Origin of the sequence: Micromonospora arida, from assembly GCF_042873195.1 — a bacterium.
GTDB classification, from domain to species: Bacteria; Actinomycetota; Actinomycetes; order Mycobacteriales; family Micromonosporaceae; genus Micromonospora; species Micromonospora arida.
Map to the genome: position 1 here is coordinate 707,805 of NZ_JBIALC010000002.1, position 25,348 is coordinate 733,152.

Sequence of the window (25,348 nt, forward strand, 5' to 3'; positions counted from 1 at the left end):
CTCGGGCGGGACCCCGAGGCCAGTTACACGCTGTTGCGGGTACCGCCCCCGCCCATCCGGGCACTCATCGTCACCTGGCAGTCAGCGGGTGGGCAGTTCCGGGCCGCCGTCGAGCAGGGGGGCGAGCAGGTCGTCGTACTCCTCGACCCGGGCCAGGACCTCGGCGGCGGTGAACTGGCGGACGGCCGGTTTCCGGCCGCGCACGCCGGCCTCGACCTCGTCCCAGGTCAGCGGCGTCGACACCGACGGCACCGACTGGGCCCGCAGCGAGTACGGCGCGACTGTGGTCTTCGCCGCGTTGTTCTGGCTCCAGTCGATGAAGACCTTGCCCGGTCGCAGGTTCTTCGCCATCTTCGACACGACCAGCTTCGGGTGGGCCTTCTCCAACTCCTGGGCGATCCGTCGGGCGTAGTCGGAGACGAGGTCGGACGACTGGGTGCCGGCGATCGGGCAGCAGAGCTGCATGCCCTTCTTTCCGGACGTCTTCGGGTACGACTCGATGCCGTCGTCGGCGAGACGGTCGCGCATCAGGACCGCCACCGGGCAACACTCGGCGAGCCCGGCCGGCGGCCCCGGGTCCAGGTCGACGACCATCATGTCCGGGTGTTCACCCACCTTCCACTGCGGTGTGTGCAGCTCCAACGCGGCCAGGTTGGCCAGCCAGACCAGGGTGGGCAGGTCGTCGGCGACCACGTAGTCGATGGTCTCCCGGCCCTTCGTCGACCCGGGCGCGGGCAGGTTCTCCACCCGCACCCAGTCCGGCGTCGCGGCCGGCGTGTTCTTCTCGAAGAACGACTTGTCGTCCACCCCGTTGGGGAAGCGGATCCGGGTGACCGGCCGGTCCCGCAGGTGCGGCAGCAGCACCGGGGAGATCCGGGTGTAGTAGTCGATCACCTCACCCTTGGTGAACCCGGCCGCCGGGTAGAGCACCTTGTCCAGGTTGGACAACTCCAGCGCGCGGCCCTCGACGTCCACCCGTAGCCGCTCAGCCGGCATCGTCGACCTCCTCCGGAGGCTTGTCCGGGCGCAACCGCAGCACCCGGGGGAAGCGCAGCCGGCCGTCGGGGGTGCGCTGGCCGTACTTCACCTCCACCACCACCTGGGGTGTTACCCAGATGGCGCCCCGCGCATCCTCGCGCGGCACACCCGGCGCGAACGGTGACACGCCGGAGCGCAGCGGCTCCAGCTCGGCGAGGAGCTGCCGCTCGATGGCCGCGCCGATCCCACCGCCGACCCGACCCCGGTAGATCAGTCGACCGTCCGGGCCAGGCACCCCGACCAGCAGCCCGCCGATCCGGCGCGCGCCAGGTCGCCAACCGCCGATGACGAAGTCGCCGGTCACCTCCAGCTTGACCTTCACCCAGTCCGGCGAGCGCACCCCCGGGCGGTAGACGGCCCCGACCCGCTTGGCCATCACACCCTCCAGGCCGTGCTCTCCGGCCGCCTCGTAGGTGGCCGGCCCGTCGGCGAACATCGGCGGCACCGCCCATCGGAGGCCGCCGAGCGCGAGCGCCTCCAGCGCATCCCGGCGGCGCTCGTACGGCCAGCCGGTCAGGTCGTCGCCGTTCAGCCGGAGCAGGTCGAAGATCATGTACGTCACCGGCATGACCGTGGCCAACCGGGCCGCCTTGGCCCGGTCCCGGACGTGCATCCGCTCGGCCAGCGCGGTGAACGACGGCTGCCCGCCCTGGCCGAGCAGCACCACCTCGCCGTCGAGCAGCGCGTCGTCGACCTGCTCGGGCAGGGTGGCCAACTCCGGGTACGCGGCGGTGATCTCCACGCCGGAACGGGCATACAGGTGCTGACCGCCACCTGAGATGTCGGCCAGGGCGCGCACGCCGTCCCACTTGAACTCGTAGGCCCAGCCGTCACCCGCCGGGAGCGGCCCGGTCATCGCGAGCATCGGCTTGAGCGGCGCGCCGGGCACGACCCGACTGTAGTAGCAGCCCGAACACCTCGCGTCCGGTTCTTTCGGATGCGAGCATGGTCGATACCGGGGAAGGGAGCGCAGGATGCGTGCCATCTGGAAGGGAGCCGTGTCGTTCGGGCTCGTCTCGATCGGGGTGAAGCTCTACTCCGCGACCGAGGAGAAGGACATTCGGTTCCACCAGGTGCACCGCGAGGACGGTGGGCGGATCCGCTACAAGCGCACCTGCTCGGTCTGCGGCGAAGAGGTCACCTACGACGACATCGCCAAGGGCTACGACATCGGCGGCGGCGAAATGGTGATCCTCACCGACGAGGACTTTGCCGACCTGCCGCTTACCAGCTCCCGCGCCATCGACGTGCTGGAGTTCGTGCCGGCCGAGCAGGTCGACCCGATCCTCTACAACAAGGCGTACTTTCTCGAGCCGGAGGGCGCGGCGACCAAGCCGTACGTGTTGCTGCGCGACGCGCTCATCGACTCGGAGCGGGTGGCCATCGTCAAGGTGGCGCTGCGCCAGCGGGAGCAACTGGCCACGCTGCGGGTCCGCGAGGGTGTGCTGCTGCTCAACACCATGCTCTGGCCGGACGAGATCCGTACCCCGGACTTCGGTTTCCTCGACGAGGACCTCAAGGTGCGCCCGCCGGAGCTGGCCATGGCCAGCTCACTGATCGACTCGATGACCGGCGAGTTCGAGCCGGACGTCTTCACTGACGACTACCGGGCCGCGTTGCAGGAGGTCATCGACGCCAAGGTGGAGGGTCGGGAGGTCGTCCAGCCCGAGGAGGTCGAGGAGGCCCCGGCCGCGGCGGTGGACCTGATGGCGGCGTTGAAGGCCTCGGTGGAGCGGGCCAAGGCGGCTCGCGGCGAGCAGCCGGCCGGTCGCGGTGGCGGCGGTGGCGAGCCGACGCCCATCTCGTCGGCGCGGTCGGCGCAGAAGGCAGCCGAGAAGAAGGCGGCCAAGGCACCCGCGAAGAAGACCGCGGCGAAGAAGACGGCCGAGAAGAAGGCGTCCGAGCCGGCGAAGAAGACCGCCGCGAAGAAGACCACCGCGAAGAAGGCGGAGCCGGCGAAGAAGACCGCCGCCCGCAAGACCGCACCCCGCAAGAGCGCCTGACCGTACGGCAGCGGCGGCGGTGTCCGCCTCGCCGGGTACGCTCCGCCGGCCGCTGGCGACCGGAGGAGCCCCCATGCCGTACACCCCTGATCTGGACCGGTTGTTGACGCCCGGCTCCCGCTTCACCGACCAGCACGGCGGTTACCTGATCGAGGTTCACCCGGTGGGCGACATCGTGCTGCCCACCGGCCAGGTGGTCGGGTGTGACCCGCTGGTCTGCCCGGAGGCCGAGCCGTTCACGGTCACGGTGCCGCCGGGGCGGTATGCCGCCCGCGCCTGGGTGGCGGTGGTGCTCCGGGAGGACGCCGAGGTGGACCGCCGGGTCGCCGCGCTGGAGCTGGTCGTCTCGGCGGAACCGACGATCCGCTGGGAGCCGGCCGTCGCGGGTGACCAGGACGTCGCCACGCTCGGAGGCGACGACTACTTCGGCTACGGGGTGGATGCCGGCGTCGGCACCCTCGCCGATCCGACCGCCCTCGCCGTCCTGGAGGGCTGGGACTCCGACCGGGTCGAGGAGGTCTTCATCCCGGCCGAGCTGCCCTCGTCCCCGGTCCCAGGGCTGATCACCGCCGTGTTGGACGAGGCCAGCGGTGCCAACGTCGTCACAGTGGCCACCGGTTGGGGCGACGGCTGCTACGGCACCTGGATCGGCCGTGCCGCCGACGGGCGGGTCACCTCGTTCGTGACCGACTTCATGGTCGTCCCGGAATAACCGCCCGGGAAAGACCCGGAACTGTCGCGCTGGGCGATCCGAGGCGTCCGCGGCGGGCACGGTGGGCCGCGGTGCGGGTACCGTGTGCGTCGGCTTTCCCCCCGGCACCGGGTGCCGGCCACACTTCGCAGCAGGGAGTCGACGACGTGAGCGAGCGGACGCAGCAGACGGGCCCGGACCAGAGCCCGGCAACCAAGTCGGGGCGCCGCCTGGCCGCCCAGTTGGCGGAGAAGAAGGCCGCCGACGCGAGGCGCAAGCGCAACGCGTGGGCCAGCGGTCTCGCCGCCGTCGCCGTGGTCGGGGTGCTGATCGGCGTCTTCGTGACGATCGGCGGGGGCGACGACAAGCCCAAGACCCAGGCCGACTCGACCCCGTCGGCCTCCGCCCCGGCCCCCGACGAGGCCGGCGCACCCCCCGCTCCGCAGCTGCCCGAGGGCGCCGACCCGGCGCTGGGCACCAAGCCGGCGGTGACCCCGGGCACTGGCGAGCTCAAGAAGCTCACCGTCACCCCGCTGATCAAGGGCAAGGGCCCGGCCGTGCAGAAGGGCCAGAACATCACCACCAACTACGTGGGGGTGTTCTTCAAGGACGGCAAGGAGTTCGACTCCTCGTGGAAGGCCGGGCAGCCGGCCACCTTCCCGATCGGCGTCGGCCAGGTCATTCCGGGCTGGGACCAGGGTCTGGTCGGGGTGACCGTCGGCAGCCGGGTGCAGCTCGACATCCCGGGCGAGCTGGCGTACGGCAACGACGAGGCCGCCGCCGGTGGACGTCCCACCGGTCCGCTGCGCTTCGTGGTGGACGTGCTCGCCGCCCAGTGACCTGTCCGGGTCGTCCCGGTTGTCGCCGGGACGCGATGGAGTTGTTCACATGGGGCTTCCGGCCCGTCACCCTGCGGCAGTAGGTTCGGCGTCACCCCGGGCGGTTCGCCGCCCGGGGTGAGCATCCGGAACCGGGACGCGGAGGTGCATGTGACGGCGCTGGACGAGCCTGGGCGGACCGCCCGGTTGATGTGGACGCACTTCGAGCCGGTGCACGCGGTCACCTACTTCCACCCCCGGGCCCGGGCCGCGTTCGAGGCGGTCGGGCTGCGCGGTTACTGGCGGGGTTACTTCGCCGGCCGGGCCGCGCCGCTGGGTGCCACCGAGGCGGCTCCGGTGATCGCCACGTTCTTCAGCTTCGCACCGCCGATGGTTACCCGGGCGCTGCCGGCGGTGTGGCGGTTGGCCACCCCGCAGGAGGCGCTGCGCGCCCGTCTGACCGGTGCCGTGCAGGCGCTCGCGGAGCTGACCTACGAACTGCCGGAGACGCATCTGACGCAGGCCGCCGACCTGCTGACACGGGCCGCCTCGTCGGTGCAGACGGCCGGCCGGGTGCTCGGCGCGGTCAACGCGGCGCTGCCGGTCGGGGAGTACCCGCTGGCTCGGCTCTGGCAGGCCGCCACCACCCTGCGGGAGCACCGGGGCGACGGGCACGTGGCGGCGCTGGTGGCCGCAGGCCTGGACCCGGTGGAGACGCTGGCCTGGCGGGTCGCCGAGGGCATGTCGCCGGTGAATCTGTTCGGTCGGGGCTGGTCCGAGGAGCAGTGGGTGGCCGCCCGCGAGCGGCTGGTGCAGCGGGGCTGGCTGACCTCCGACGGCGCGGCCACCGACCACAGCCGAGCCGCGTTCCAGGCCGTCGAAGACGCCACCGACCGGGCCGCCGCGCACCCGTGGGAGGCGCTCGGCCGGGACGACACGGATCGGCTGCGGGAGCTGCTGGAGCCGATGGCCCGGGCCTGCCACACGCTGATTCCGGAGGGCAGCCCGATCGGGCTGCCCGCGCTGCCGGCCTGACCGGGCACCCACCCGTCGGGCAGGATGGGCCCGTGACGGATGCGGTGGTCTTCGACCTGGACGGCGTGATCGTGGATTCCGAGCCGGTGTGGGAGGAGGTCCGCCGGGCGTACGTGGCGGCGCACGGCGGGACGTGGCAACCGGACACGCAACGCCGGCTCATGGGGATGAGCACCGGCGAGTGGGCCCACTACCTCAGCGGTGAGCTGGGCGTCGACCGCACCGCCGAGCAGGTCGCCGTCGAGGTGGTCGAGGAGATGACCCGCCGCTACCGGGACCACGTACCCCTCATCGACGGCGCCGACCAGGTCGTCCGCCGGCTGGCCGCGCGGTGGCCGCTCGGGTTGGCCAGTTCGTCACCGACGCGGCTGATCGAGGCGGCGCTGGCGGCGACCGGCCTGACCGACGCGTTCGGCGCGACCCTCTCCACCGAACAGACCGAGCGGGGCAAGCCCGCACCGGACGTGTACCTGAGCGTGGCGCAGCGCCTCGGCGTCGACCCGACCCGCTGTGCGGCGGTGGAGGACTCGTCCAACGGGGTGCGTTCCGCCGCGGCGGCGGGGATGCGGGTGGTGGCGGTGCCGCATGGCTCGTACCCGCTCGATCCGGACGCCGCCGGGCTGGCGGTGGCGACGCTGAACGCGATCGGTGAGCTGACCCCGGAGCTGGTGGACGAGCTGGGTTGACCCGGGTCGAGCCGGGTAGAGACCACGGATGAAGGCCATCGTGTACGAGCGCAACGGCGACCCTTCGGTGCTCGATCTGGTCGACCGGCCGGTGCCCGAGCCGGATGCGGGCGAGGTCCTGGTGCGGATGGCGGTCTCCGGGGTGAACCCGACCGACTGGAAGTCCCGCCGCAACGCCCCGCCGAACGGGTGGCAGATCCCCGGGCAGGACGGCGCGGGGGTGGTCGAGGCGGTCGGCGAGGGGGTCGACCCCGACCTGATCGGCGAGCGGGTGTGGGTCTGGGAGGCCGCCTGGCAGCGACCGTGGGGCACGACGGCGGAGTACACGCTGGTGCCGGTCCGGCAGGCGGTGCGTCTCGGCCCCGCTCCGTTCGAGCTGGGTGCCGCCCTGGGCATCCCGTTCCTCACCGCGCACCGCTGTCTGACCGCTGGCGAGTTCATGCCGGACACGCTGCGGGCCGGCGCGCTGGCGGATCACACGGTGCTGGTGCAGGGCGGCGCGGGCGCGGTCGGCAACGCCGCGATCCAGCTCGCCCGGTGGGCCGACGCCACGGTGATCGCCACGGTGAGCAGCGCGGAGAAGGCCCAGCTCGCGGCCTCGGCCGGCGCCTCCTTCGTGATCAACTATCGGGAGCAGGACGTGGTCGAGGAGGTCCACAAGATCGCCCCCGACGGGGTCCACACGATCGTGGAGGTCTCCCCCGCCCGCAACGCCTCGGTCGACGTACGGGTGCTGCGGCACGGCGGCGCGGTCTGCATGTACGCCGACAACGGCGGGGACGAGGTGAGCATCCCGATCCGGGCGATGATGGCGCCGAACGCCCGCTGGCAGTTCGTCCTGGTCTACACCGAGCCGAAGGCGGCCAAGGCGCAGGGCGTGAAGGACGTGGCGGCGGCGGCCAGCCAGGGCGGCATCCGGGTCGGCGCGGACGCCGGTCTGCCGCTGCACTACTACCCGCTGGCGGAGGCGGCCGCAGCCCACCAGGCGGTGGAGGACTCGACTGTGGGCAAGGTGCTCATCACCACCAGCGACGCCTGATCGGGGTCGCTGACCACCCGATTTCCCCGTCAGCAGGACAGAGGCGAACAACTTTCGCAACAATGACGGTGCGGGTCACCCCGTGTGGAGCGGGCGGCCCCGGCGCGGTGCGAACGCCGGGGCCGCCCCTGGGGAGGGTTCAGGAGTACTCCCGCCCCAACAGGCGACAGTGCCCGGGAAAACGTTACGGGGCTGTCAGCTCCCGGACACTCAGCTCGCCCCCGGCGTACCGCGAACGGACGACCTTCTTGTCGAACTTGCCGACACTCGTCTTCGGCACCGTGTCGATGAACGCCCAGCGCTCGGGCAACTGCCAGCGCGCCACCGACCCGGCCAGGAAGTCCCGCAACTCCTCGGCGGTCACCGAAGCGCCCTCCCGGACCACCACCGTTGCCAGCGGACGTTCGTCCCAGCGCTCGTCCGGGACCCCCACCACGCACGCCTCCAGCACCGCCGGGTGGGCCATCAGCGCGTTCTCCAACTCCACCGACGAGATCCACTCACCACCGGACTTGATCACGTCCTTGGCGCGGTCGGTCAGGTTGATGTACCCGTCCGGCGAGAGGGTGCCCACGTCGCCGGTACGCAGCCAGCCGTCGCGGAACTTCTCCTCGTCCGGGGCGTCGTCACCGACGTACCGGGCGGTCACCCACGGCCCTCGGACCTCCAGCTCACCCACGGCCGTGCCGTCGGCGGGCATCGGGTCGCCCGACGGGCCGACGATCCGCGCCTGCACGCCCGCCGGCACCCGCCCCTGGCTGTAGCGGTAGCGCCAGGCCTGCTCACCGGTCGCACCGGCGGGTGGATGCGAGACCGACCCCAGCGGCGACATCTCGGTCATCCCCCAGGCGTGGATGACGTCGATTCCGTGCCGCTCGTCGAACGCGTGCATCAGCGCCGGCGGGCACGCCGACCCGCCGACGATCACCTCACCGAGCGAGGACGTGTCCACGTCGTGGGTGTCCAGGTAGGCCAGCAGGTCGGTCCAGATGGTCGGCACCGCGCCGGCCAGGGTGGGCCGCTCGGCGGCGATCATCTCGGCGATCGGCGCGGCCTGGAGGAACCGGTCCGGCATGATCAGCGACGCGCCGGAGAGGAAGGCCGCGTAGGGCAGGCCCCAGGACATGGCGTGGAACATCGGCACGATGGCCAACTCGCGGTCGGTCGGGCCGAGGCCGAAACCCTCCGGCATGCAGACCTGCAACGAGTGCAGATAGATCGACCGGTGCGAGTAGGCCACGCCCTTCGGGTTGCCGGTGGTGCCCGAGGTGTAGCAGAGCGCTGCGGCGTCGCGCTCGTCCACCTCGGGCCAGTCGTACGTGTCGGGCCGGTCGGCGAGCAACGTGTCCCAGTGGTGCACAGTGATCCGGTCGCCGGCCGCGCCCACCAGCGGCGCCGGGTCACCACCGCCGACCACCACGACGTGCCGCACGGTGGTCAGTTCACCGATCACCCGGGCCAGCAGCGGGATCAGCGTGCTGTCGACGAGGACCACCCGGTCCTCGGCGTGATTGGCGATGTAGACGACCTGGTCGGGAAAGAGCCGGATGTTGAGCGTGTGCAGCACCGCGCCCATGCTCGGCACCGCGAAGTAGGCGACCAGGTGCTCGTTGTTGTTCCACATGAAGGTCGCGACCCGCTCGTCGCCGGTCACCCCACACTCGTCGCGCAGCCCGTGTGCCAGCCGGGCGGCGGCGCGGCCCACCTCGGCGTACGTCATCCGGCGGGGTTCGGCGCCCGTCCAGGTGACCACCTCGGCCGTGCCGTGCACCAGTGCACCGTGGTCGAGGATCCGGGAGATCTGCAGAGGGGCGTCCATCATCGTGCTACGCATGGGTAACAAGCTAGTGTCGGCGGTCACACGTTGGGAACCCCCGTAAGTTGTCGCAGGTGAGCATCTCCTGGGCCGACTCATACGTGGGGCAGTTGCGCGCGCTCGCCGGGGACCGGACGCTGATGTTCGTCGGCGCCCGTGCCGTGGTGAACGACGACGCCGGGCGCATTCTGCTGATCAAACGCTCGGACAACGGCCAGTGGGCCATGCCCGCCGGCGCGATGGAGCTGGGCGAGTCGATCGCCGACTGCGCCGTACGCGAGGTCCGTGAGGAGACCGGGCTGCGCGCGCTGCGGGTCTGCGCGTTCGCCCTCTACACCGGCCCGGACCGGACGAGCACCAACATGTACGGGCACACGTACCAGGTGTTCACGACGGCGTTCAAGGTGGAGGAGTGGGACGGGCAGTTGGCCCGGGTCACCGACGAGACCACCGACGCCGGCTTCTTCGCCCGCGACCGGTTTCCCGCCCCACTCTCCACCTCGGTCATCGAGACACTTGCCGACCTGGACGTCTTCGAGCAGACCAACCGGCTCATCCTCAAGTAGGGCGGCCCCGGAGCCTCCGACCCCGGGCCGTGCCTCACTGCGGCAGGCGGAGCCCGGCGAAGAACCCTTCCTGGATCCAGTTCGGGTACGCGACCGGCAGCTTGGTGGCCTCGTCCAGCTCGGTGAGGTCCTGCTCGGTCAGCGTGAGATCCGAGGCGGCGATGTTGTCGACCAACTGCTCGTGCTTGCGGGCACCGACGATCACGCTGGTCACGGCGGGTCGGGACAGCAGCCAGGCGACCGCCACCCGGGCCGGGCTCACCTCGTGCCGCTCGGCGACACCCTTGAGCACGTCGACCACGCCGAAGGCGTGCTCCGGGTCGAACGGGGTGAAGCTGGCGTACCCGGGCTGGGCGCTACGCGCGCCACTGTCGGCGACGGCACCGTCCCGGCTGACCTTGCCGGAGAGGAAACCACCGGCGAGGGGGCTCCAGACGGTCATCCCGACACCCTCGTTGAGCGCCATCGGCACCACGTCGCGCTCCACGTCCCGGCCCAGCAGGGAGTAGTACTCCTGCACCGAGACGAACCCGGCCAACTTCTCCCGGGCGGAGATTCCCAGCGCCTTGGAGATCTGCCAGGCGGCGAAGTTGGCGGCGCCGATGTAGCGGACCTTGCCCTGCCGGACCGCGTCGTCGAGCGCGCGCAGCATCTCCTCCATGGGAGTGATCTGGTCGAAGTTGTGGATCTGGTACAGGTCGATGTGATCGGTGCCCAGTCGGCGCAGGCTGTCCTCCAGGTTCTGCATGATGTGCAGCCGGGAGGTGCCGACGTCGTTCGGGCCGGGGCCCGTCCGGGAGTGCACCTTCGTCGCCAGTACGACGTCGCGACGCCGCTTGCCGAGCGCCTTGCCGAGCAGTTCCTCGCTCTCGCCGTCGCTGTAGCCGTCGGCGGTGTCGACGAAGTTGACGCCCGCGTCCAGCGCGGTGTCCACCAGCCGCTGCACCTCGGGCAGCGCCAGCCCACCCAGGGTGCCCCAGAGCGGGTGCCCGCTGCCGCCGAAGGTCATCGCGCCGAGCGAGATCTCCGAGACGTACACCCCGGTGGTGCCCAGCAGTCGGTACTTCACGTGTGTTGCTCCTCGTGGTGGGTCGGAGGCCGAGGTCAGGCACTCCGTGGTCACTATGTCGGACACTGTGTCCGGCAACGAGCGTACGTCGCCGAGCCGACCCCCGGCCACCTAGGATTCCGGCTATGCCCTCGATCACCCGCCGCCGCCCGCGCAACCCCGACGGACGCGCTGCCGTCGAAGCGCGGGTGCTGGGGGCCACCGAACGGCTCCTGAAGGAGGGGATCCGGTTCACCGACCTCGGCGTGCAGCGGATCGCCGCCGAGGCCGGCGTGGCGCGGTCGACCTTCTACACCCACTTCCGGGACAAGACCGAGTTGCTCATGCGCCTCGCCGGCACCATGCGGGAGAGTTCGTTCGACCGCACCGGCGAATGGGACCCGGGCGGCCCCGGCGACCCGCTCGCGCGACTGACCGAGGTCTTCGCCGACGTGATCCGGATATACCGGACGTACGCCCCGGTGCTGGCCGCGATCAGCGAGGTCGCCGCGTACGACGAGGCGGTCCGGGAGTACTGGGCGGCCGGGCTGGAGCAGTTCGTGGCCCGCACCATCGACGCGCTCCGGATCGAGCAGCAGGCCGGGCGTACCCCCGCCGACCTGGACGTGACGACGGCCAGCCGGCTGATCGTGATCGGCGGCGACCGCTTCCTCGCCGACCACGTCGGCACGACCTCGGCCGACCCCGAGACCGACGCGGCAGCGGCCCGGGAGTTGGCCGCGACCTGGTGGTACGGCGCCTACCGCCGCCCCGCCTGACCACCTGGGCCCGACTGACACCGACCGCCCCGGAGCGGTCCGGGGCGGTCGGTGTCGAGACACTCAGATCATCGTCTGGGACTTGGCCTCCATGTCGGCGGCGGCCTCCTCCTTCGACTCGCGGGTCAACGGCTTGCCGCCCGGAGCCGGGGCCTCTCCGCCGAGCGGGTCGGCGCCACCGGTGGCACCCTTCGGGCCGGCACCCCGAAGCTGCGTGTTGGGAAGCGTCAGGGTGACCACCACCGCCACGATCGCGATCAGGCCGGCGGTCAGGAAGACCATGTCCAGCGCGTCGACGAAGGCGCCCTGGATGGCCGCGCGCACCGGCCCCGGCAGGGCCAGGATGGTGGCCGGATCGTTGATCGAGATGTTGGCGCCGCCACTCGCCGCCACAGCGGCCTGCTCCTGGGGCGGGAGCTGCGCGATCGCGCCGGGCAACCGGTCGGCGAGTCCGCTGGTCAGCCGGGACGAGAGCACCGTGCCGAGGATCGCCACCCCGAACGAACCGCCCAGCGACCGGAAGAAGGTCGCCGAGGATGTGCCGGCACCCAGGTCGCGTATCGAGACCGCGTTCTGTACCGCCAGGATCAGCGACTGCATACACAGACCCAGCCCGACACCGATCACCACCATGTACCCGAACGCCACCCAGAGCGAGGTGGCCACCTCCAACTGGGTGAAGAGGAACATGCCGACCAGGAGGGTCGCCGAACCGGCCACCGGGAACCACTTGTAGCGGCCGATCCGGGTCATCGCGCGGCCGGTCAGGATCGAGGTGATGATGATGCCGGCCATCATCGGCAGCATCAGCAGACCGCTACGGGTCGGCGAGGCGCCCTTCACGATCTGCAGGTACAGCGGGATGAAGATGATCGAACCGAACATCACCAGACCGATGATGAGCAGGGCCGAGTTGGCCAACGCGAAGGTGGCGCTGCGGAACAGCCGCAGCGGCAGGATCGGCTCGGCCACCCGGGCCTCCTGGAGGACGAAGAGCACCCCCAGCACCACGCCGGCCACGAAGAGCCCGATGATCACGCCGGAGCCCCAGGCGTACTCGTTGCCACCCCAGCTCAGCGCGAGCAGCAGCGAACTCACCCCGGCCACCAGCAGGCCGGCGCCGAGCCAGTCGATCGAGTGGTCCCGACGTTCGAACGGGATCAACCGCATCACGTGGTAGCAGACGACGATGGCCAGGATCGCCAGCGGCACGTTGATGTAGAAGATCCACCGCCAGTCGGTCTCCGCGAAGTAACCGCCCACCAGCGGCCCGGCGACCGACGAGATCCCGAAGACCGCGCCGAACAGGCCCTGGTACCGCCCACGCTCCCGGGGTGACACCACGTCCGAGATGATGGTGAACGCGAGCGTCAGCAGACCACCGGCACCGAGACCCTGGATACCCCGGGTGACGATCAGCTGGGTCATGTTCTGCGACAGACCGGCCAGCAACGACCCGAGCAGGAACGTGCCGATCGAGAAGAGGAAGACCGGCCGACGCCCGTACAGGTCGGCCATCTTGCCGTAGAGCGGCGTCGACGCGGTCGAGGCGAGCAGGTACGCGGTGACCACCCAGGAGTAGTGGTTGATCCCGCCCAGCTCGCCAACGATTGTCGGCAGCGCCGTACCAACGATGGTCTGGTCGAGTGCGGCCAGCAGCATGCCGGTCATCAGACCCAACATGAGCAGCCGGATCTGCTGACGGTTCAGCACCGGCGCATCTGAGGCTTCGGTGGTCATGTGGCCTTCTATCCCGCGAGCCGCAGAACATGCGCCGAACCACCAAAAAACCAACCCCCTCTCACGCACCCTGGCGGTGATCAAGAGGTTTGCGTCATGACGCACCGCATTCCTGACGCGAACCTCTTGATCACCGGGCGAAAGGGGAGGGGCCGTTAGGGGGTGGTGAAAGTTTTGGTGATTGCCGCGCAGAAGGCGGGGAGATCGTCGGGTTTGCGGCTGCTGGTCAGGTTGCCGTCGGTGACGCACTCCTCGTCCACCCAGGTGGCTCCGGCGTTGGTCAGGTCGGTACGCAGGGTCGGCCAGGAGGTGATCCGCCGGCCGCGCACCACGTCCGCCTCGATCAGCGTCCATGGGCCGTGACAGATCACCCCGACGGGCTTGCCCGCGTCGAAGAACGCCTTCACGAACCGCACCGCGTCCGGGTCGCCCCGCAGGAAGTCCGGGTTCGCCACCCCTCCGGGCAGCACCAACGCGTCGTAGCCGGCGGCGTCGGCCTTGTCGACGGTGACGTCCACGTCGTACGTCTTGGAGTGGTCCAGGTGGTTGAAGGACTGGATGGAACCGGACTTCAGCGAGACCAGCTCGGCCGTCGCGCCGGCGTTCTCGACCGCCTCGCGTGGCTGGACGTACTCGATCTCCTCGACGCCGTCGGCGGCCAGGAAGGCGATCCGCTTGCCCTGCAATGTCGATGCCATCTCGGTACATCTCCTTTCCGGGGGTACCGCAATCCCCTTCCCGCCCTCGAACGCCCGAAACAGGTCGGACAGGTTCGGACCGGTGAGGACCGGTCAGGAGCCGCCTGACCAGCGGCGGGACCGGTCGGCGCGCAGGTTTGTCCGCCAGGCCGCTGGGGACCCGGGGAGGCATGGCAGGAGCAGCAGCGGAGCAGCGCCGGTTCGCCACCGTCGTGGAGAGCTGGCTCGGACGCCCGGTCCTGATCGTCGGTGACGCCATGTTGGACGAATGGCGGTTCGCCGACTCCGACAGACTCTGCCGGGAGGCGCCCGCCCCGGTCCTCACCCTGCGCCGGCGAATCTCCGCCGCCGGTGGGGCCGCGAACACCGCCGTCAACGTCGCCGCCCTCGGCGGCCGGGCGGTGCTGGTGGCACCGGTCGGCGCCGACGTCGCCGGGGACGAACTGCACGACTGCCTGGACCGCGCGAGTGTCTGGGACCGCACTGTCAACCAGCCCGGGCGACCCACCCCCGTCAAGCGGCGGATGTTGGCCGGCAACCAGATCCTGCTGCGTGAGGACTCCGGCGACCCGGAGGACGCGCTGGACCACGAAGGGGTGAGCCGGCTGCTCACCGCCCTGAGCTGCGCCACCGAGGAGTTGCGCGCCGCCGCCGGTGGAGAGGCGCCGACCCTGGTGGTCTGCGACTACGGCCTGGGCGCGCTGCCCGCGCCGGTCCGGGCGTGGCTGGTCGAGAACCGCCAGCGGTACGCCACAGTCGCGCTGGACGCCCACGACCTGGCCGACTGGCGGGGCCTCGCGCCGACCGTGGTCACCCCCAGCTTCGCCGAGGCGACCCGGCTGTTGGCCCGCGCGGGCGGTACGACCCGACCGACGGGCGGGACCGAACTGCACCTGGAACACCCCGACGGCGACCCCGTCGACGGGCCGTCCGAGATGACCGTCGGCGCGGCCCCGGGGGCGGTACGCGCCGACGACACCGCCGCCGAGTTGACCCGGGCCGACCGTCCGGGGCCGGTCGGCGAGCCCACCCCGGGCGAGGGACGGGTCGCCCTCACCGGTGACGGGCTCAGCGTCACCGGCACCGGCGTCACAGTGAACACCAGGGCCGGAGAGGGCGTCGACCGGGCCGTCCTGGCCAGGTCGCGGCTGGCCGAACTGCGCGCGCACACCGGTGCCGACGTGGTCGCGGTGACCCTGGACACCGAGGGCGCGGTGGTCGGCGGCGCCGACGGGGAGCCACGACGCAGCCACAGCACTCCGGTGCCGGCAAGCCACGCCGTGGGTGCCGGCGACGCGTACCTGGCGGCGATGACGTTGGCCCTGGCCGCCGACGCTCCCCTGCCCACCGCTGCCCAACTCGCCCAACTCGCGGCCACCATCACCGTCTCGGACACCGGCACCTGCGTCTGCCGACGGGACGACCTGCTCGCCGCGCTGGACCAGCCAACCGACAGCACGAGCCACCCCGCGCTGGTCAGCGGCGACGAGTTGGACGCGATCGTCGCCGAGTACCGCGAGGCGGGACGGTCGGTGGTCTTCACCAACGGCTGCTTCGACGTGCTGCATCGCGGGCATGTGCGCTACCTGGAGCAGGCCCGCGCGTTGGGCGATCTGCTCATCGTGGCGGTCAACTCGGACGGCAGCGTACGACGGCTGAAGGGCCCGGACCGGCCGGTCAACCCGGTCGAGGACCGGGGTGCCCTGCTCGCCGCACTCGCCTGCGTGGACCACGTGGTGGTCTTCGAGGAGGACTCACCGGCCGCGCTGATCGAGGCGGTCCGACCAGACGTGTACGTCAAGGGCGGCGACTATCCGCCGGAGCTGGTGCCGGAGGCGCCGCTGGTGCGCCGACTGGGCGGCCAGGTGCGCACCCTGGGGTACGTGCCGGACCGGTCCACCTCCGCGATCATCGAGCGGATCCGGTCGCACAGCCAGGACCCGTCGCCACACGTCGAGGACCGGGAGCCCGACCCGTCGCCGCACATCGACGACCGGGAGCCCGACCCGTCGCTGCGCACCCGCACCCAGGCGTCGTGAACCGCCCCCTCGACCTCGGCACCCCGGCGAAGTTCCGCGCCGACCGGCTGGTGGACGTGCTGATTCCGACCCGGAACCGACCCGCCGAGCTGGCCGTCACCCTGGGCGGGCTCGCCGCCCAGGACGGGGTACCCGGCTTCGGCGTGGTCGTCAGCGATCAGTCCGACGGGGACCCGGCGTACACGCATCCCGCCGCGGCCACCATGGTCCGGGCGCTGCGTCACCGGGGCCACCCGGTGCTGCTGACCCGCCGGCTGCCCCGACGGGGGTTGGCCGAACACCGGGCGTACCTGCTCGCCGCCTCGGCCGCCCGGTACGTCCTCAGCCTCGACGACGACATCTGGCTGGAACCGGGTGCGCTGCACCGACTGGTCACCGCGATCGGTGAGCTGGGCTGCGGGTTCGTCGGCAACGGCGTGCACGGGCTCTCGTATACCGACGACGTACGGCCGGAATCGCACGGCCACTACGAGGAGTGGGCCGGCCCGCCCACACCGGAGCGGATCCGACCCGCCACCCCGGAGTGGGACCGCGCCCGGATCCACTCGGCCGCGAACCTGCTGCACATCACCGAACAGTTGGCGCTGCCGCCGGGCGCGTGGCGGGCGTACAAGGTGTCCTGGATCGGCGGGTGTGTGCTCTACGACCGGGCCAAGCTCGTCGACGCTGGCGGCTTCGACTTCTGGCGTCGGGTGCAGGAGAAGCACCAGGGCGAGGATGTGGCCGCGCAGCTTGCCGTGTTGTCCCGCTACGGCGGCGCGGGCATCCTGCCCAGCGGCGCGTACCACCTGGAGTCCCCCACCACGGTCACCGACCGGGACGTCGAGGCGTGGGAGGTCGTCCTCGCCGACGAGGACACCCCACAGCCGGCCTGACCTACGGGGTGAGTAACTCCCGGGCGGCTTCCAGCACCTCGATCACCGGTACGTCGGTCACGAACGAGTCCCGGTGCGGGCACTCACCGTCGCCGGGCCGATGCGGATAGATCCCCGGTGTGCAGTCGACCCCGCAGACCGGGCAGTGCACCGTCCACGAGCTGATCGGCCGGTGCCGACCCCGCAGCGGGCTGGCACCGTTGATCAGGTTGCCGACCCAGAAGATGCCCACCGTGGGCGCGCCCACCGCGGCGGCCAGGTGCAGCGGGCCGGTGTCGTTCGAGACGACCAACGCGCAGTCGGCGTAGCAGCCGACCAGCCCACCCAGGCTGAGCGTGCCCACCTGTGGACGCACCGGCACCTGCGCCGCAGCGACGACCCGGTCCACCACCTCCTGCTCGGAGGGCGTGCCGGTGACCAGCACCTCGTAGCCGTCCTCGTGCAGCGCACGGGCCACCTCGGCGAAGCGCTCGGCGGGCCAGCGGCGGCGGGTGTCGGTGGCACCCGGGTGCAACGCCACCCGGGGACGGCCTGCCGGGCCGAGCACCTCGGCGGCCTCGGCCCGGTCGGCGTCGGTCACCGCCAGCGTCGGCGTGATGGTGGTGGCCGGCGCTCCCGCCAGCGCCACCACCTCCAGGTAGCGGATCACCTCGTGCTGGTAGTAGACGTAGCGCAGCCACCGGTCCAGCGGGGGCGCGTCGTCGGCGCGCAGGCCGACGGTCAACCGGGCACCGAGCCGACTGATCAGCGGGTTGGAGTTGGCACCCCCGCCGTGGATCTGCACCGCCACGTCGAATTCCGCACCGGCGGCAGCGGCCACGAAGTCGTCCATCGACGACTCCGGCTCACCCGGCTCCGGCGTACGGATGCCGGGTGCCGGCGGCACCACCAGCACCCGATCCACCGGGCCGGGCCGGTCGCGCCAGAGCTTCGCGTGCCACGGCGCCCCGAGCAGCACGATCTCCGCCGAGGGGTACGCGCTGCGCAGCGCGTCCAGCGCCGGCAGGGCGAAGATGAAGTCACCGAGCGCGTTGGCGCGCAGCACGGCGATCCGCCGCACGTCGGGAAGGCGCTCGGCGGTCGGACCGAGCACGGACGGGGTGACCACCCGACCCGCTACGGCCGGTCGATCTCGCCGGCGGTGTCCGGGCGGTGCAGCTCCCGGTCCGCTGCGGGATCGGCTGGCATCGGCGTACCCCCGGAGAGGTCACCGGAGCGCGGCCCGGTGCGGCCGACGGTGATGGTGCGCGGCGCGGGCCGGGTCGCCCGCGGCAGCCGCACCCGGAGCAGGCCGTGGTCCATCACCGCGTCGATGGTGTCGGGGTCGACCCGCGCCGGCAGGTTGACCCGGTATTCGAAGCCGCGCGTCTCGAAGCCCCCGGGGATGCCGTGGTCGGCGTTGACCTCCGCCTCCGAGCGGGCCCGCACGCACAACTCGCGGTCGTCCAACTCGACGGCCACCTCCTCCGGCGCCACCCCGGGCAACCGGACGACGACCTCCCAGCCGTCCGAGGTCTCGGTCAACTCGACGTCGGACGCCCCGCCGCGACCACCGACCAGGCGACTCAACTCGGAGCGCAGCGACTGCAACTCCCCCATCGGGTCCCAGCCCTGCTGCCGGCCGCCGCGCCACCCCCGGCCGAAGCCGCCAAACTGCTGCTCGCTCATCACACCTCTCCGATCCGCTTGGCGGCCGCGGATGGCCGTAGCGAGCTGGGCGCGTCCAGGCCGGCGTCACGGTCGACTCCCACACCGAGCCGGTCGACCAGCTCACCACCGAGCCAGGCGCTGATGCCGAGAATCGCCACCGCGACCACCTCGATGGCGATCAACGCCCCACCGGCGGCCCGGGAATCCGCGTTGAGCCGTACCGCCCACACGGCGGCGAAGAGCAGGATCACGGCGACGTTGGCGCCCGCGTGCAGCAGACCCACCCGCTTGGCGCGGGTCCCGGTCGGGATCGCCAGCAGGTCGAACGAGCCGGCCGCCGCGGCGAGCAGGCCGCCGATCAGGCCGACGGTGATGTTCCAGTACGCGACCTCGCCGAGGAAATCGGGACCGCCGACGGTGTCCACCACGTCGAACAGCACCGCCGTGACCAGCAGTGCGACCGGGAACATGACCAGCATCGGGTGGACTGGGTGACCCAGTACCTTGAGTCGGCTCTCCATCTCCCGGCCTCCACTGGTCGGCGTCCTGCGGAACGGTCTCGTACGGCGAGCGCGTCGGGTGAGGCCGTACCCACGGAGACCAGGCACAAACCTCGCGCTGGTCACTGCGGCCTAGGCTGACGACGGTGGTGCCCGCCACCAGGTCAACGGCTGAGGGAGGATCAACGTGACGGTGGAGATCACATCGCACGAGGAGTTGCGCGAGCTTCTCGGCGTGCCGAACGCGCGGGCCGCCAGCAAGGAACGCACCCGGCTGCACGCACGGGACCGCGAGTGGCTCGGCGCCTCGCCGTTCTGTCTGATGGCCACGGCCGGGGCGGACGGCAGCTGCGACGTCTCACCGAAGGGCGACCCGGCCGGGTTCGCCCTGGTGCTGGACGACACGACCATCGCGCTGCCCGAGCGCCCCGGCAACAGGCGGGCCGACGGCTACCGCAACATCCTCGACAACCCGCACATCGGGTTGCTCTTCCTGATCCCCGGGCGGACCGACACGCTGCGCATCAACGGGCGGGCCCGCCTGGTCAGCGACGCGCCCTGGTTCGACGACATGGTGGTCAAGGGGCACCGGCCGGTGCTCGCCGTGGTGGTGGAGATCGAGCAGATCTTCTACCACTGCGCGAAGGCGTTCCTGCGGTCCGCGCTGTGGCGGCCGGAGACGTGGCAGCCCGAGGCACTGCCGTCCCGGGCACGCCTGATCAAGGAGGTCGAGGCCCCGACGGAGAGCCTCGAAGACCTGGAACGGCACTACGGCCCGACGTACGCCACCAAGATCTACGTCTCGGTTCCTCCTGGTTGCCGAGAGCCCAGGCAGTGACGCCATCCATCGTGGCGTGTGGACGCCGGACGTGGCGAACACGGCAGCGGCCATGGACACCGTCAACCGCCTCATGATCGAGCGTTTGCGCGGGCACGTCCCTGCGGGAAGCGCAAGGGTGCTTGACCTTGGCTGTGGTGTCGGCGGGACGATGGTTCGCCTGGCCCGCGAGGTGGACGGGTTCGTCTCCGGGGTGACCATCAGCCGAGTGCAGGCCGAGATCGCAGCGAAGCGGTTCGACCGCGAAGGACTGACCGACCGCTGTGACGTGATCTGTGCCGACTTCGCCGAGCTGCCCGCGGAACCGCACTACGACGCGATGGTCGCGGTGGAGGCGGTCGTTCACTCGCCGTCGCTGGAGAACCTGATCCCGTCCCTGGTGGACCGGTTGCGCCCTGGAGGTCGCCTCATCCTGTGCGACGACTGGGCGACCGAGAAGGATCGCGGGCTCGCCGCTGGGGAGCGTTGTCTCGACCAGTTCCGCGCCGGCTGGCGTGTCGGAAGCTTGCATACCGTGGCCGAGCTGGTCGCCATGTCTGAGCGCGCCGGCTTGCGCCTGGTCGAGGACCTGGATCTCACCCCGTACCTGCACCTCGGACGGCCCCGCGACCGCGTGATCAAGCTGGCTGTCGGCGCCACAGCCCTACTTCCACGGCTGCGCAACCGTCTTGTCGAGATGCCATTCTGGGCCAACATGATCGGCGGTTCAGCGTTGCAGGCTGGATTGTCACGGCGGTGGCTGGAGTACCACTTGATCGTGCTTGAGAAGGCGTGAGGTTACGGCCGATCACCTGGGGCGGGGTGGGCCGGCGACGGAGGCAGCCCCGCCGCGCAGCACGACCCTGACTGATTCACCGGGCACCGGTCAGGCCGACCAGCCGGCCGGGTTGCCGAACGACTCCCGGGAGATCCCGGAGCCGGTCTCCGGCCAGGAACCGAACCGGTCGTTGTGCAGGTGCGCGAAGAAGTAGCACATGCCTTCGCAGTCGGCGTCCAGCAACGCCATCGCGGGGTCGGCGAGAACCGCCTCGTAGTACGACCGCCCCAGGGCCACGATGAAGCCTCGCGCGTAGAGGAAGCCGTCGTCCGACCCGTCGGTCACCTCGTGGATGTCCTCCCGATCGATGTCGTGCAGCTTGCGCTCCACCACCCGGTCGAGATCCGTCAACTCCTGCCCGGTCAGCTCGACGGTCAACTGCCCGAGGTGGTCCAGGAAGGCACCGAGCCAGGCGTCGATCGCGTAGGACGGACCGTCGTCGTCGCCGTCGTCGGCGGGGTCGCGCTCGACGAGGGCCTGCCGCAGCACCAAGGGCTCGGCGCCCAACTCGGCCCAGGCCGCCTCGATGAGTGCCCACAGCCGGGCCTCGTCGGCGGGGGTGGGCAGCGTCCCAGGGGCATCGGTGGTCACGGTCACCGCCGGACCGTAACCACCACCACCGACGGTTTCAGGACCCCGAATCGGCGGACACCATCCACAAGTGGCCGTCAGGGTCTGCGAAGACGCCCGCGTACGCCCAGGGTTGGTCTGCCGTCTCGGTGATGATCTCGGCTCCGGCAGCGCGCGCCCGCTCGACGAGCGCGTCCACTTCGGTCGGGGCAGCGACACCAAGGTTGAGCAGGCATTCGCTCTGGCCCCTCGGGGCGACCTCGTGCTGGCCGATAACCCAACTGAAGCCGCCGGTCGGGATGAGCATCAGCCGCAGCCCGTCGTTGACCACGAACTGCAACGGCTCCGGGATGCCATCGTCTGCCAACTCGCCCACGGCGTCCAGGCCGAGTCCGTCGCGATAGAAGCGGTAGGAGGTAGCCCGGTCGGAGATGGGCAGACTCACGATCACCGGTGCGGAAGTCACGGGTGGACGCCTCCAAACTGTCGGTCCGGCAAGGTCAGGCAACAGTATGTCGCTGAATTAGCGTTGGACTCGTGACCGTAGACGAGTGGTTGACAGCGACCCGCACTTCCTACGACACCGTCGCGGTCAGCTACGCGCACCTGGTCCGTGACCTCCTGGCGGAGGCACCGTACGAACGAGCCGCCCTGGCATCGTTCGCCGAGCTCGTGCAGGGTGCCGGCGGCGGGCCGGTCGCGGATGTGGGCTGCGGGACGGGGCGAATCACCGCCCACCTGCACACGCTCGGCGTCGCCCGGGATGATCGCCGTGGCCCGCCGTGACCACCCTGAGCTGAGGTTCGAGGTCGGCTCGATGACCGACCTCGATCTGGCCGACGGCTCGGTCGCCGGCCTGGTCGCCTGGTACTCCCTCATCCACATCCCCGACGACCAGATCGCCGTCGTGTTCGCGCACTTCCGGCGGGTGGTGCGCCCCGGTGGCCCCCTGCTGCTCGGCTTCCACGTGGGCGACGAAACGACCCTCAAGACCGAGGGCTACGGCGGGCACCCGATGAACGTGCACGTCCATCGTCGACAGCCAGCCGAGGTGGCGGCCTGGCTGCGCGAGCGCGGCTTCACCGTCGACTCGCAGACCACTGTCACCTCGGCGGAGAGCCGGTTCGGCGGGATCATCCTCGGACGACGACAGCCCTGATCCACCGTCATCCCTGCTAGCCTAACTGCGAACTGCGTTAGCAGTATCGACCCGAGTGGGGGACTGATGACGGACGACGCGCGACCCGTCTGGGTGCTCGGTGGCGGTGGAGTGGCCGGCATCGCCTGGGAGGTCGGCATCCTCACCGGGCTCGCGGACGAGGGAGTGACCGTGACCCCGGAGGCCACCCTCATCGGCACCAGCTCTGGTGCCGTGGTGAGCGCCCAGCTCACCAGTGGCACCCCACTCGCGGAACTCTTCGAGCGCCAGCGCAGGGGCGTTGCGCACGAAACCTCACCCGCACTCGGCCTGCTCCACCTGCTTCGGCTCGCGCGGGCCCAACTGTTCGCGCGCAGCCCCGAGCAGGCCGCTCGCCGCCTCGGTCGACTCGCCCTCGCCGCGCGCATCGACGACCCGTCCCGGCAGCGCCGGACAGCCGAGGCCCGCCTGCCCAACCACGCCTGGCCGGACGACGTGGACCTTCGCATCGTGGTCGTCGACACCGGGACCGGCTACAGCCGCACCATCACCCGGCACGACGGCGTCCCCCTGGTGGACGCCGTCGCCGCGAGCTGCGCCATGCCGATCTCCGCGGCCCCGGTCAGCATCGGCGACCGCCGCTACATGGACGGCGGCATGCGGTCGACCCTCAACCTCGACCTCGCCCCCGGAAACGGCCCGGTCATCGCCCTCGCGCCGAGCACCGCCGCGATCGGGCCCTGGGCGCGCATCGACAAGCAGCGCGCCGCGCTGGGAGCGGGTCGCCGGGTGGAGTTGCTGCTCCGGGACACGGCCTCCAAACGAGCGCAGGGGACCACAGTGATGGACCGCTCCGTCGTGCCCGCGCTCGTGGCCGCAGCCCGCGAGCAGGGCCGACGCGAGGCGCCCCGGGTGGCCGCCGCGCTTGCGGAGACAACGCCGGGACGGGAAGCGCGAGGCTGACCCCCAGGCCTTCGCATGCCGTCGTTCCGTACACGACACCCATCGCCCTCTCCACCGCAGCGGCTCGAGCAACGGCCAGTTCCGTTCTGCGAGCAGCCACTCCACGAACAGTTCAGTTCCGACGGTCCTCCGGTCAAGAGCGCAGAGCTTCTGCCGGTTGTACGCGGGCCGCCGCGGTCGCCGGGAACACGCCCGCCGCCAGCCCGGTGACCAAGCCGACCAGTGGTCCCCCAACGAGTACCACCGGATCGAGGATGACGAGCCAGGATTTCACGAGGCTGGTCGCAGCCGTGACGTGAACTCCGGCGATGGTCCCCGCCACCCCGCCGATGAGCCCGAGGCCGGCAGTCTCCAGGCAGAACTGTGCGGCGACGGCACGGCGGGACGCACCCACGGCACGCCTGAGGCCGATCTCGGCTCGTCGCTCCAGCACCGACACGTACGAAACGTTGCTGACACCCAGTGCACCGATCACCAACGAGACGAGCGCGAGGCCCAGAAAGAGCGCCTGCGTCTCCCGCTCGACGCCTGCGCGCAGGGATCGCAGGTCCGGCGGCACCAGTACCGCCAGGTCATCGGGCGCCTGCGGGGCGATGGCGTACGGCACCTCACGGGCCACCTGGTCCGCTGCGCCCAGCCGAGTTCTGACGACCATTTCCGAGCTCGGGAAGCGCAGTCCGGGTTGCCCGGAGATGGTCCAGTACGGCAGCGCCACCGCGCCCGTCATGGCCGTGTTGCCCGAGGGCGCCTGATAGACGCCCAGCACCGAGTACGGCATACCGGCCACGTACACCATCGCGCCCGGCCCCTCCTCGGCCCTGCCGAAGAGCCACGTCGCAGCTACCGAGTCCAGCAGGGCCACCCGGTCGTGCCGGCTTTCGTGACCTGCATCGAACATGCGTCCGCTGACCATCGTCGCTCCGCTGGCCGCCAGCCCACCGTCCTGGACGGCCAGCACCGTCGCCTCGCTCCACGGCGCGTCGTCGTCACGGATGTTCGAGATCGTGGGATGCCCGTCGGCCTGGGCCAACAGGCCCGCTTCTCGGACACCGTTGAGCCTTCGCACTGGCAGGCGTTGCCCGACGTCAGGTCGGGCAACGTGGTCACCAGATTCGAAGATCGGGTACTTCACCCGTACCTCGGTGGCGGTCAGCTCGTCGAACTTGGCGGTGACCGCCTGCGAGGCGCTTGCGGTGATCCCCAGCGTGGCCACCGCGGCGCAGATGCCGAACGCGACGCCCGACGCGGTGAGCGCGGCACGCCCCCGCCGTCCCGCCATTGCCTGCAGGGCCTGCGCGACGACGTCCCGGATCGACGTCGCGGCCCGGCGGGGCCGCCGGTGTTCAGCTGACGGCACCGTCGACCACCTTAACGATCCGATCGGCGCACGCCGACACGGTGTCGTCGTGGGTAACCACGATCAGTGACCGATCCGGGGTGACCAACTGCCGGAGCAGGTCCATGACGTGCAGCGAATTCTGCTGGTCGAGGTTGCCCGTCGGTTCGTCACACAGAATCACCGACGGTGAGTGCACGATGGCCCGCGCCACCGCGACCCGCTGCCGTTCTCCGCCCGACAACGTCGCGGGCCGTGCGTCCAGTCGGTGGCCTAGTCCCACCTGGACGAGGGCGTCCGTCGCCAGTCTTGCCCGCTCCCGGCGAGGCCACCCTTGATGGGCGAGCGGCAGCATCACGTTGCCCACACAGTTCAGGTGTGGGACGAGGTGGAAGGCTTGGAAAACGAAGCCGAGGGTGACAGCTCGGAGGGAGGTCAACCGCCGCTCGCCGAGCCCGGAGGTGTCATGGCCGTCCAGCAGGTACCGGCCGGACGTCGGCACGTCGAGCAACCCCAGGATGTTGAGCAGGGTGGACTTTCCCGCGCCCGACGGTCCGATGATCGCCGTCATCTCGCCTCGGCGGATCTCGAGGTTCACACCCTTCAGAGCCGATACGGCCACCGGTCCCGGAAAGGTCTTGGCGATGTCGATCAACCGCACCACG

The 25,348-nt window shown here is 71.0% G+C and carries 26 protein-coding genes and 1 pseudogene; 14 read left to right on the plus strand and 13 right to left on the minus strand.

Translation table 11 applies throughout. From position 1 onward, the window contains the following. Positions 1 to 81: 81 nt before the first annotated feature. Positions 82 to 996 carry a non-homologous end-joining DNA ligase gene (gene ligD / locus ACFYP0_RS09965; RefSeq protein ID WP_355502493.1) on the minus strand — a complete coding sequence of 305 codons (915 nt, stop codon included), beginning with the start codon at positions 994 to 996 and terminating at the stop codon, positions 82 to 84. Next, entirely contained in the window at positions 986 to 1,927 is a 942-nt protein-coding gene (ligD, locus tag ACFYP0_RS09970; RefSeq protein ID WP_355502490.1) for a non-homologous end-joining DNA ligase, read from the minus strand. Before ligD (ACFYP0_RS09970) ends, ligD (ACFYP0_RS09965) begins: the two co-directional genes overlap by 11 nt. Before the next feature lie 85 nt (positions 1,928 to 2,012). Between ligD (ACFYP0_RS09970) and ku the strand changes: the two genes are divergently transcribed. From ku to ACFYP0_RS10000, 6 genes are all read left to right on the plus strand, one after another. Continuing rightward, on the plus strand, positions 2,013 to 3,041 hold the full coding sequence (ku, locus tag ACFYP0_RS09975) for a non-homologous end joining protein Ku (RefSeq protein ID WP_355502487.1): 1,029 nt from the start codon (positions 2,013 to 2,015) through the stop codon (positions 3,039 to 3,041). A gap of 73 nt (positions 3,042 to 3,114) precedes the next feature. Beyond that, a complete protein-coding gene (locus ACFYP0_RS09980) occupies positions 3,115 to 3,753 on the plus strand; it encodes a DUF4241 domain-containing protein (RefSeq protein ID WP_355502484.1) in 639 nt (212 codons plus the stop codon). 146 nt (positions 3,754 to 3,899) lie between these two features. Continuing rightward, positions 3,900 to 4,571 (plus strand): FKBP-type peptidyl-prolyl cis-trans isomerase, encoded by a 672-nt coding sequence (locus ACFYP0_RS09985; RefSeq protein WP_355502482.1) that lies wholly within the window; start codon positions 3,900 to 3,902, stop codon positions 4,569 to 4,571. Positions 4,572 to 4,760: 189 nt separating this feature from the next. Next, a complete protein-coding gene (locus ACFYP0_RS09990) occupies positions 4,761 to 5,585 on the plus strand; it encodes an SCO6745 family protein (RefSeq protein WP_355502517.1) in 825 nt (274 codons plus the stop codon). Between the two features lie 32 nt (positions 5,586 to 5,617). After that, complete coding sequence (locus ACFYP0_RS09995) at positions 5,618 to 6,271, plus strand: HAD family hydrolase (protein ID WP_355502479.1); 654 nt, start codon at positions 5,618 to 5,620, stop codon at positions 6,269 to 6,271. A gap of 28 nt (positions 6,272 to 6,299) precedes the next feature. Beyond that, positions 6,300 to 7,310: an NADPH:quinone reductase gene (locus ACFYP0_RS10000; RefSeq protein ID WP_355502476.1), complete on the plus strand. Its 1,011-nt coding sequence runs from the start codon at positions 6,300 to 6,302 to the stop codon at positions 7,308 to 7,310. Positions 7,311 to 7,494: 184 nt separating this feature from the next. Here the strand turns inward: ACFYP0_RS10000 and ACFYP0_RS10005 are convergent, their stop codons facing one another. Then, positions 7,495 to 9,129 carry a fatty acid--CoA ligase gene (locus ACFYP0_RS10005; protein ID WP_386995510.1) on the minus strand — a complete coding sequence of 545 codons (1,635 nt, stop codon included), beginning with the start codon at positions 9,127 to 9,129 and terminating at the stop codon, positions 7,495 to 7,497. 71 nt (positions 9,130 to 9,200) lie between these two features. Here ACFYP0_RS10005 and ACFYP0_RS10010 point away from each other — a divergent pair, with 71 nt between their 5' ends. Continuing rightward, positions 9,201 to 9,692, plus strand: coding sequence for an NUDIX domain-containing protein (locus ACFYP0_RS10010; RefSeq protein WP_030334282.1), 492 nt, complete (start codon positions 9,201 to 9,203; stop codon positions 9,690 to 9,692). A gap of 34 nt (positions 9,693 to 9,726) precedes the next feature. On the opposite strand, the gene ACFYP0_RS10015 is transcribed toward ACFYP0_RS10010, so the two are convergent. Continuing rightward, positions 9,727 to 10,761: an aldo/keto reductase gene (locus ACFYP0_RS10015; protein WP_355502473.1), complete on the minus strand. Its 1,035-nt coding sequence runs from the start codon at positions 10,759 to 10,761 to the stop codon at positions 9,727 to 9,729. A gap of 125 nt (positions 10,762 to 10,886) precedes the next feature. Between ACFYP0_RS10015 and ACFYP0_RS10020 the strand changes: the two genes are divergently transcribed. After that, the gene (locus ACFYP0_RS10020; RefSeq protein ID WP_355502470.1) at positions 10,887 to 11,519 is read left to right on the plus strand and encodes a TetR/AcrR family transcriptional regulator; all 633 of its coding nucleotides are present in this window, start codon (positions 10,887 to 10,889) and stop codon (positions 11,517 to 11,519) included. A gap of 63 nt (positions 11,520 to 11,582) precedes the next feature. On the opposite strand, the gene ACFYP0_RS10025 is transcribed toward ACFYP0_RS10020, so the two are convergent. Further along, positions 11,583 to 13,259, minus strand: a complete 1,677-nt coding sequence (locus ACFYP0_RS10025; RefSeq protein WP_355502467.1) for an MDR family MFS transporter — start codon at positions 13,257 to 13,259, stop codon at positions 11,583 to 11,585. 155 nt (positions 13,260 to 13,414) lie between these two features. Beyond that, positions 13,415 to 13,957, minus strand: a complete 543-nt coding sequence (locus ACFYP0_RS10030; RefSeq protein ID WP_355502464.1) for a type 1 glutamine amidotransferase domain-containing protein — start codon at positions 13,955 to 13,957, stop codon at positions 13,415 to 13,417. 170 nt (positions 13,958 to 14,127) lie between these two features. On the opposite strand from ACFYP0_RS10030, the gene rfaE2 reads away from it, so the two are divergent. Further along, a complete protein-coding gene (gene rfaE2, locus ACFYP0_RS10035) occupies positions 14,128 to 15,996 on the plus strand; it encodes a D-glycero-beta-D-manno-heptose 1-phosphate adenylyltransferase (protein WP_355502461.1) in 1,869 nt (622 codons plus the stop codon). Then, positions 15,993 to 16,871, plus strand: coding sequence for a glycosyltransferase family 2 protein (locus ACFYP0_RS10040; RefSeq protein WP_355502458.1), 879 nt, complete (start codon positions 15,993 to 15,995; stop codon positions 16,869 to 16,871). The genes rfaE2 and ACFYP0_RS10040 overlap by 4 nt, the downstream gene beginning before the upstream one ends. A gap of 1 nt (position 16,872) precedes the next feature. Here the strand turns inward: ACFYP0_RS10040 and ACFYP0_RS10045 are convergent, their stop codons facing one another. Genes ACFYP0_RS10045 through ACFYP0_RS10055 form a run of 3 tightly spaced genes read right to left on the minus strand, consistent with a single transcriptional unit; the run spans position 16,873 to position 19,042 of the window. Further along, positions 16,873 to 17,979 (minus strand): glycosyltransferase family 9 protein, encoded by a 1,107-nt coding sequence (locus tag ACFYP0_RS10045; protein ID WP_124857535.1) that lies wholly within the window; start codon positions 17,977 to 17,979, stop codon positions 16,873 to 16,875. Positions 17,980 to 17,987: 8 nt separating this feature from the next. Then, positions 17,988 to 18,539, minus strand: a complete 552-nt coding sequence (locus tag ACFYP0_RS10050; RefSeq protein WP_124857537.1) for an Hsp20/alpha crystallin family protein — start codon at positions 18,537 to 18,539, stop codon at positions 17,988 to 17,990. Next, positions 18,539 to 19,042, minus strand: coding sequence for a DUF2231 domain-containing protein (locus ACFYP0_RS10055; RefSeq protein ID WP_355502455.1), 504 nt, complete (start codon positions 19,040 to 19,042; stop codon positions 18,539 to 18,541). The genes ACFYP0_RS10050 and ACFYP0_RS10055 overlap by 1 nt, the downstream gene beginning before the upstream one ends. A gap of 166 nt (positions 19,043 to 19,208) precedes the next feature. Here ACFYP0_RS10055 and ACFYP0_RS10060 point away from each other — a divergent pair, with 166 nt between their 5' ends. Beyond that, the gene (locus tag ACFYP0_RS10060; protein WP_355502452.1) at positions 19,209 to 19,859 is read left to right on the plus strand and encodes a pyridoxamine 5'-phosphate oxidase family protein; all 651 of its coding nucleotides are present in this window, start codon (positions 19,209 to 19,211) and stop codon (positions 19,857 to 19,859) included. 52 nt (positions 19,860 to 19,911) lie between these two features. Beyond that, on the plus strand, positions 19,912 to 20,634 hold the full coding sequence (locus ACFYP0_RS10065) for a methyltransferase domain-containing protein (protein WP_355502449.1): 723 nt from the start codon (positions 19,912 to 19,914) through the stop codon (positions 20,632 to 20,634). 90 nt (positions 20,635 to 20,724) lie between these two features. On the opposite strand, the gene ACFYP0_RS10070 is transcribed toward ACFYP0_RS10065, so the two are convergent. Together ACFYP0_RS10070 and ACFYP0_RS10075 are read right to left on the minus strand one after the other, a co-directional pair. Continuing rightward, on the minus strand, positions 20,725 to 21,273 hold the full coding sequence (locus ACFYP0_RS10070) for a DUF4240 domain-containing protein (RefSeq protein WP_355502446.1): 549 nt from the start codon (positions 21,271 to 21,273) through the stop codon (positions 20,725 to 20,727). Between the two features lie 31 nt (positions 21,274 to 21,304). After that, positions 21,305 to 21,697 (minus strand): VOC family protein, encoded by a 393-nt coding sequence (locus tag ACFYP0_RS10075; protein WP_386995337.1) that lies wholly within the window; start codon positions 21,695 to 21,697, stop codon positions 21,305 to 21,307. 86 nt (positions 21,698 to 21,783) lie between these two features. Between ACFYP0_RS10075 and ACFYP0_RS10080 the strand changes: the two are divergent. Together ACFYP0_RS10080 and ACFYP0_RS10085 are read left to right on the plus strand one after the other, a co-directional pair. Then, a pseudogene (locus ACFYP0_RS10080) lies at positions 21,784 to 22,405 on the plus strand (class I SAM-dependent DNA methyltransferase). A 66-nt stretch (positions 22,406 to 22,471) separates the two neighbouring features. Next, complete coding sequence (locus ACFYP0_RS10085) at positions 22,472 to 23,347, plus strand: patatin-like phospholipase family protein (protein ID WP_355502441.1); 876 nt, start codon at positions 22,472 to 22,474, stop codon at positions 23,345 to 23,347. A gap of 133 nt (positions 23,348 to 23,480) precedes the next feature. Here the strand turns inward: ACFYP0_RS10085 and ACFYP0_RS10090 are convergent, their stop codons facing one another. Next, positions 23,481 to 24,704, minus strand: coding sequence for an ABC transporter permease (locus ACFYP0_RS10090; protein WP_355502438.1), 1,224 nt, complete (start codon positions 24,702 to 24,704; stop codon positions 23,481 to 23,483). Next, positions 24,691 to 25,347 carry an ABC transporter ATP-binding protein gene (locus ACFYP0_RS10095; protein WP_355502435.1) on the minus strand — a complete coding sequence of 219 codons (657 nt, stop codon included), beginning with the start codon at positions 25,345 to 25,347 and terminating at the stop codon, positions 24,691 to 24,693. The genes ACFYP0_RS10090 and ACFYP0_RS10095 overlap by 14 nt, the downstream gene beginning before the upstream one ends. Position 25,348 lies beyond the last annotated feature (1 nt).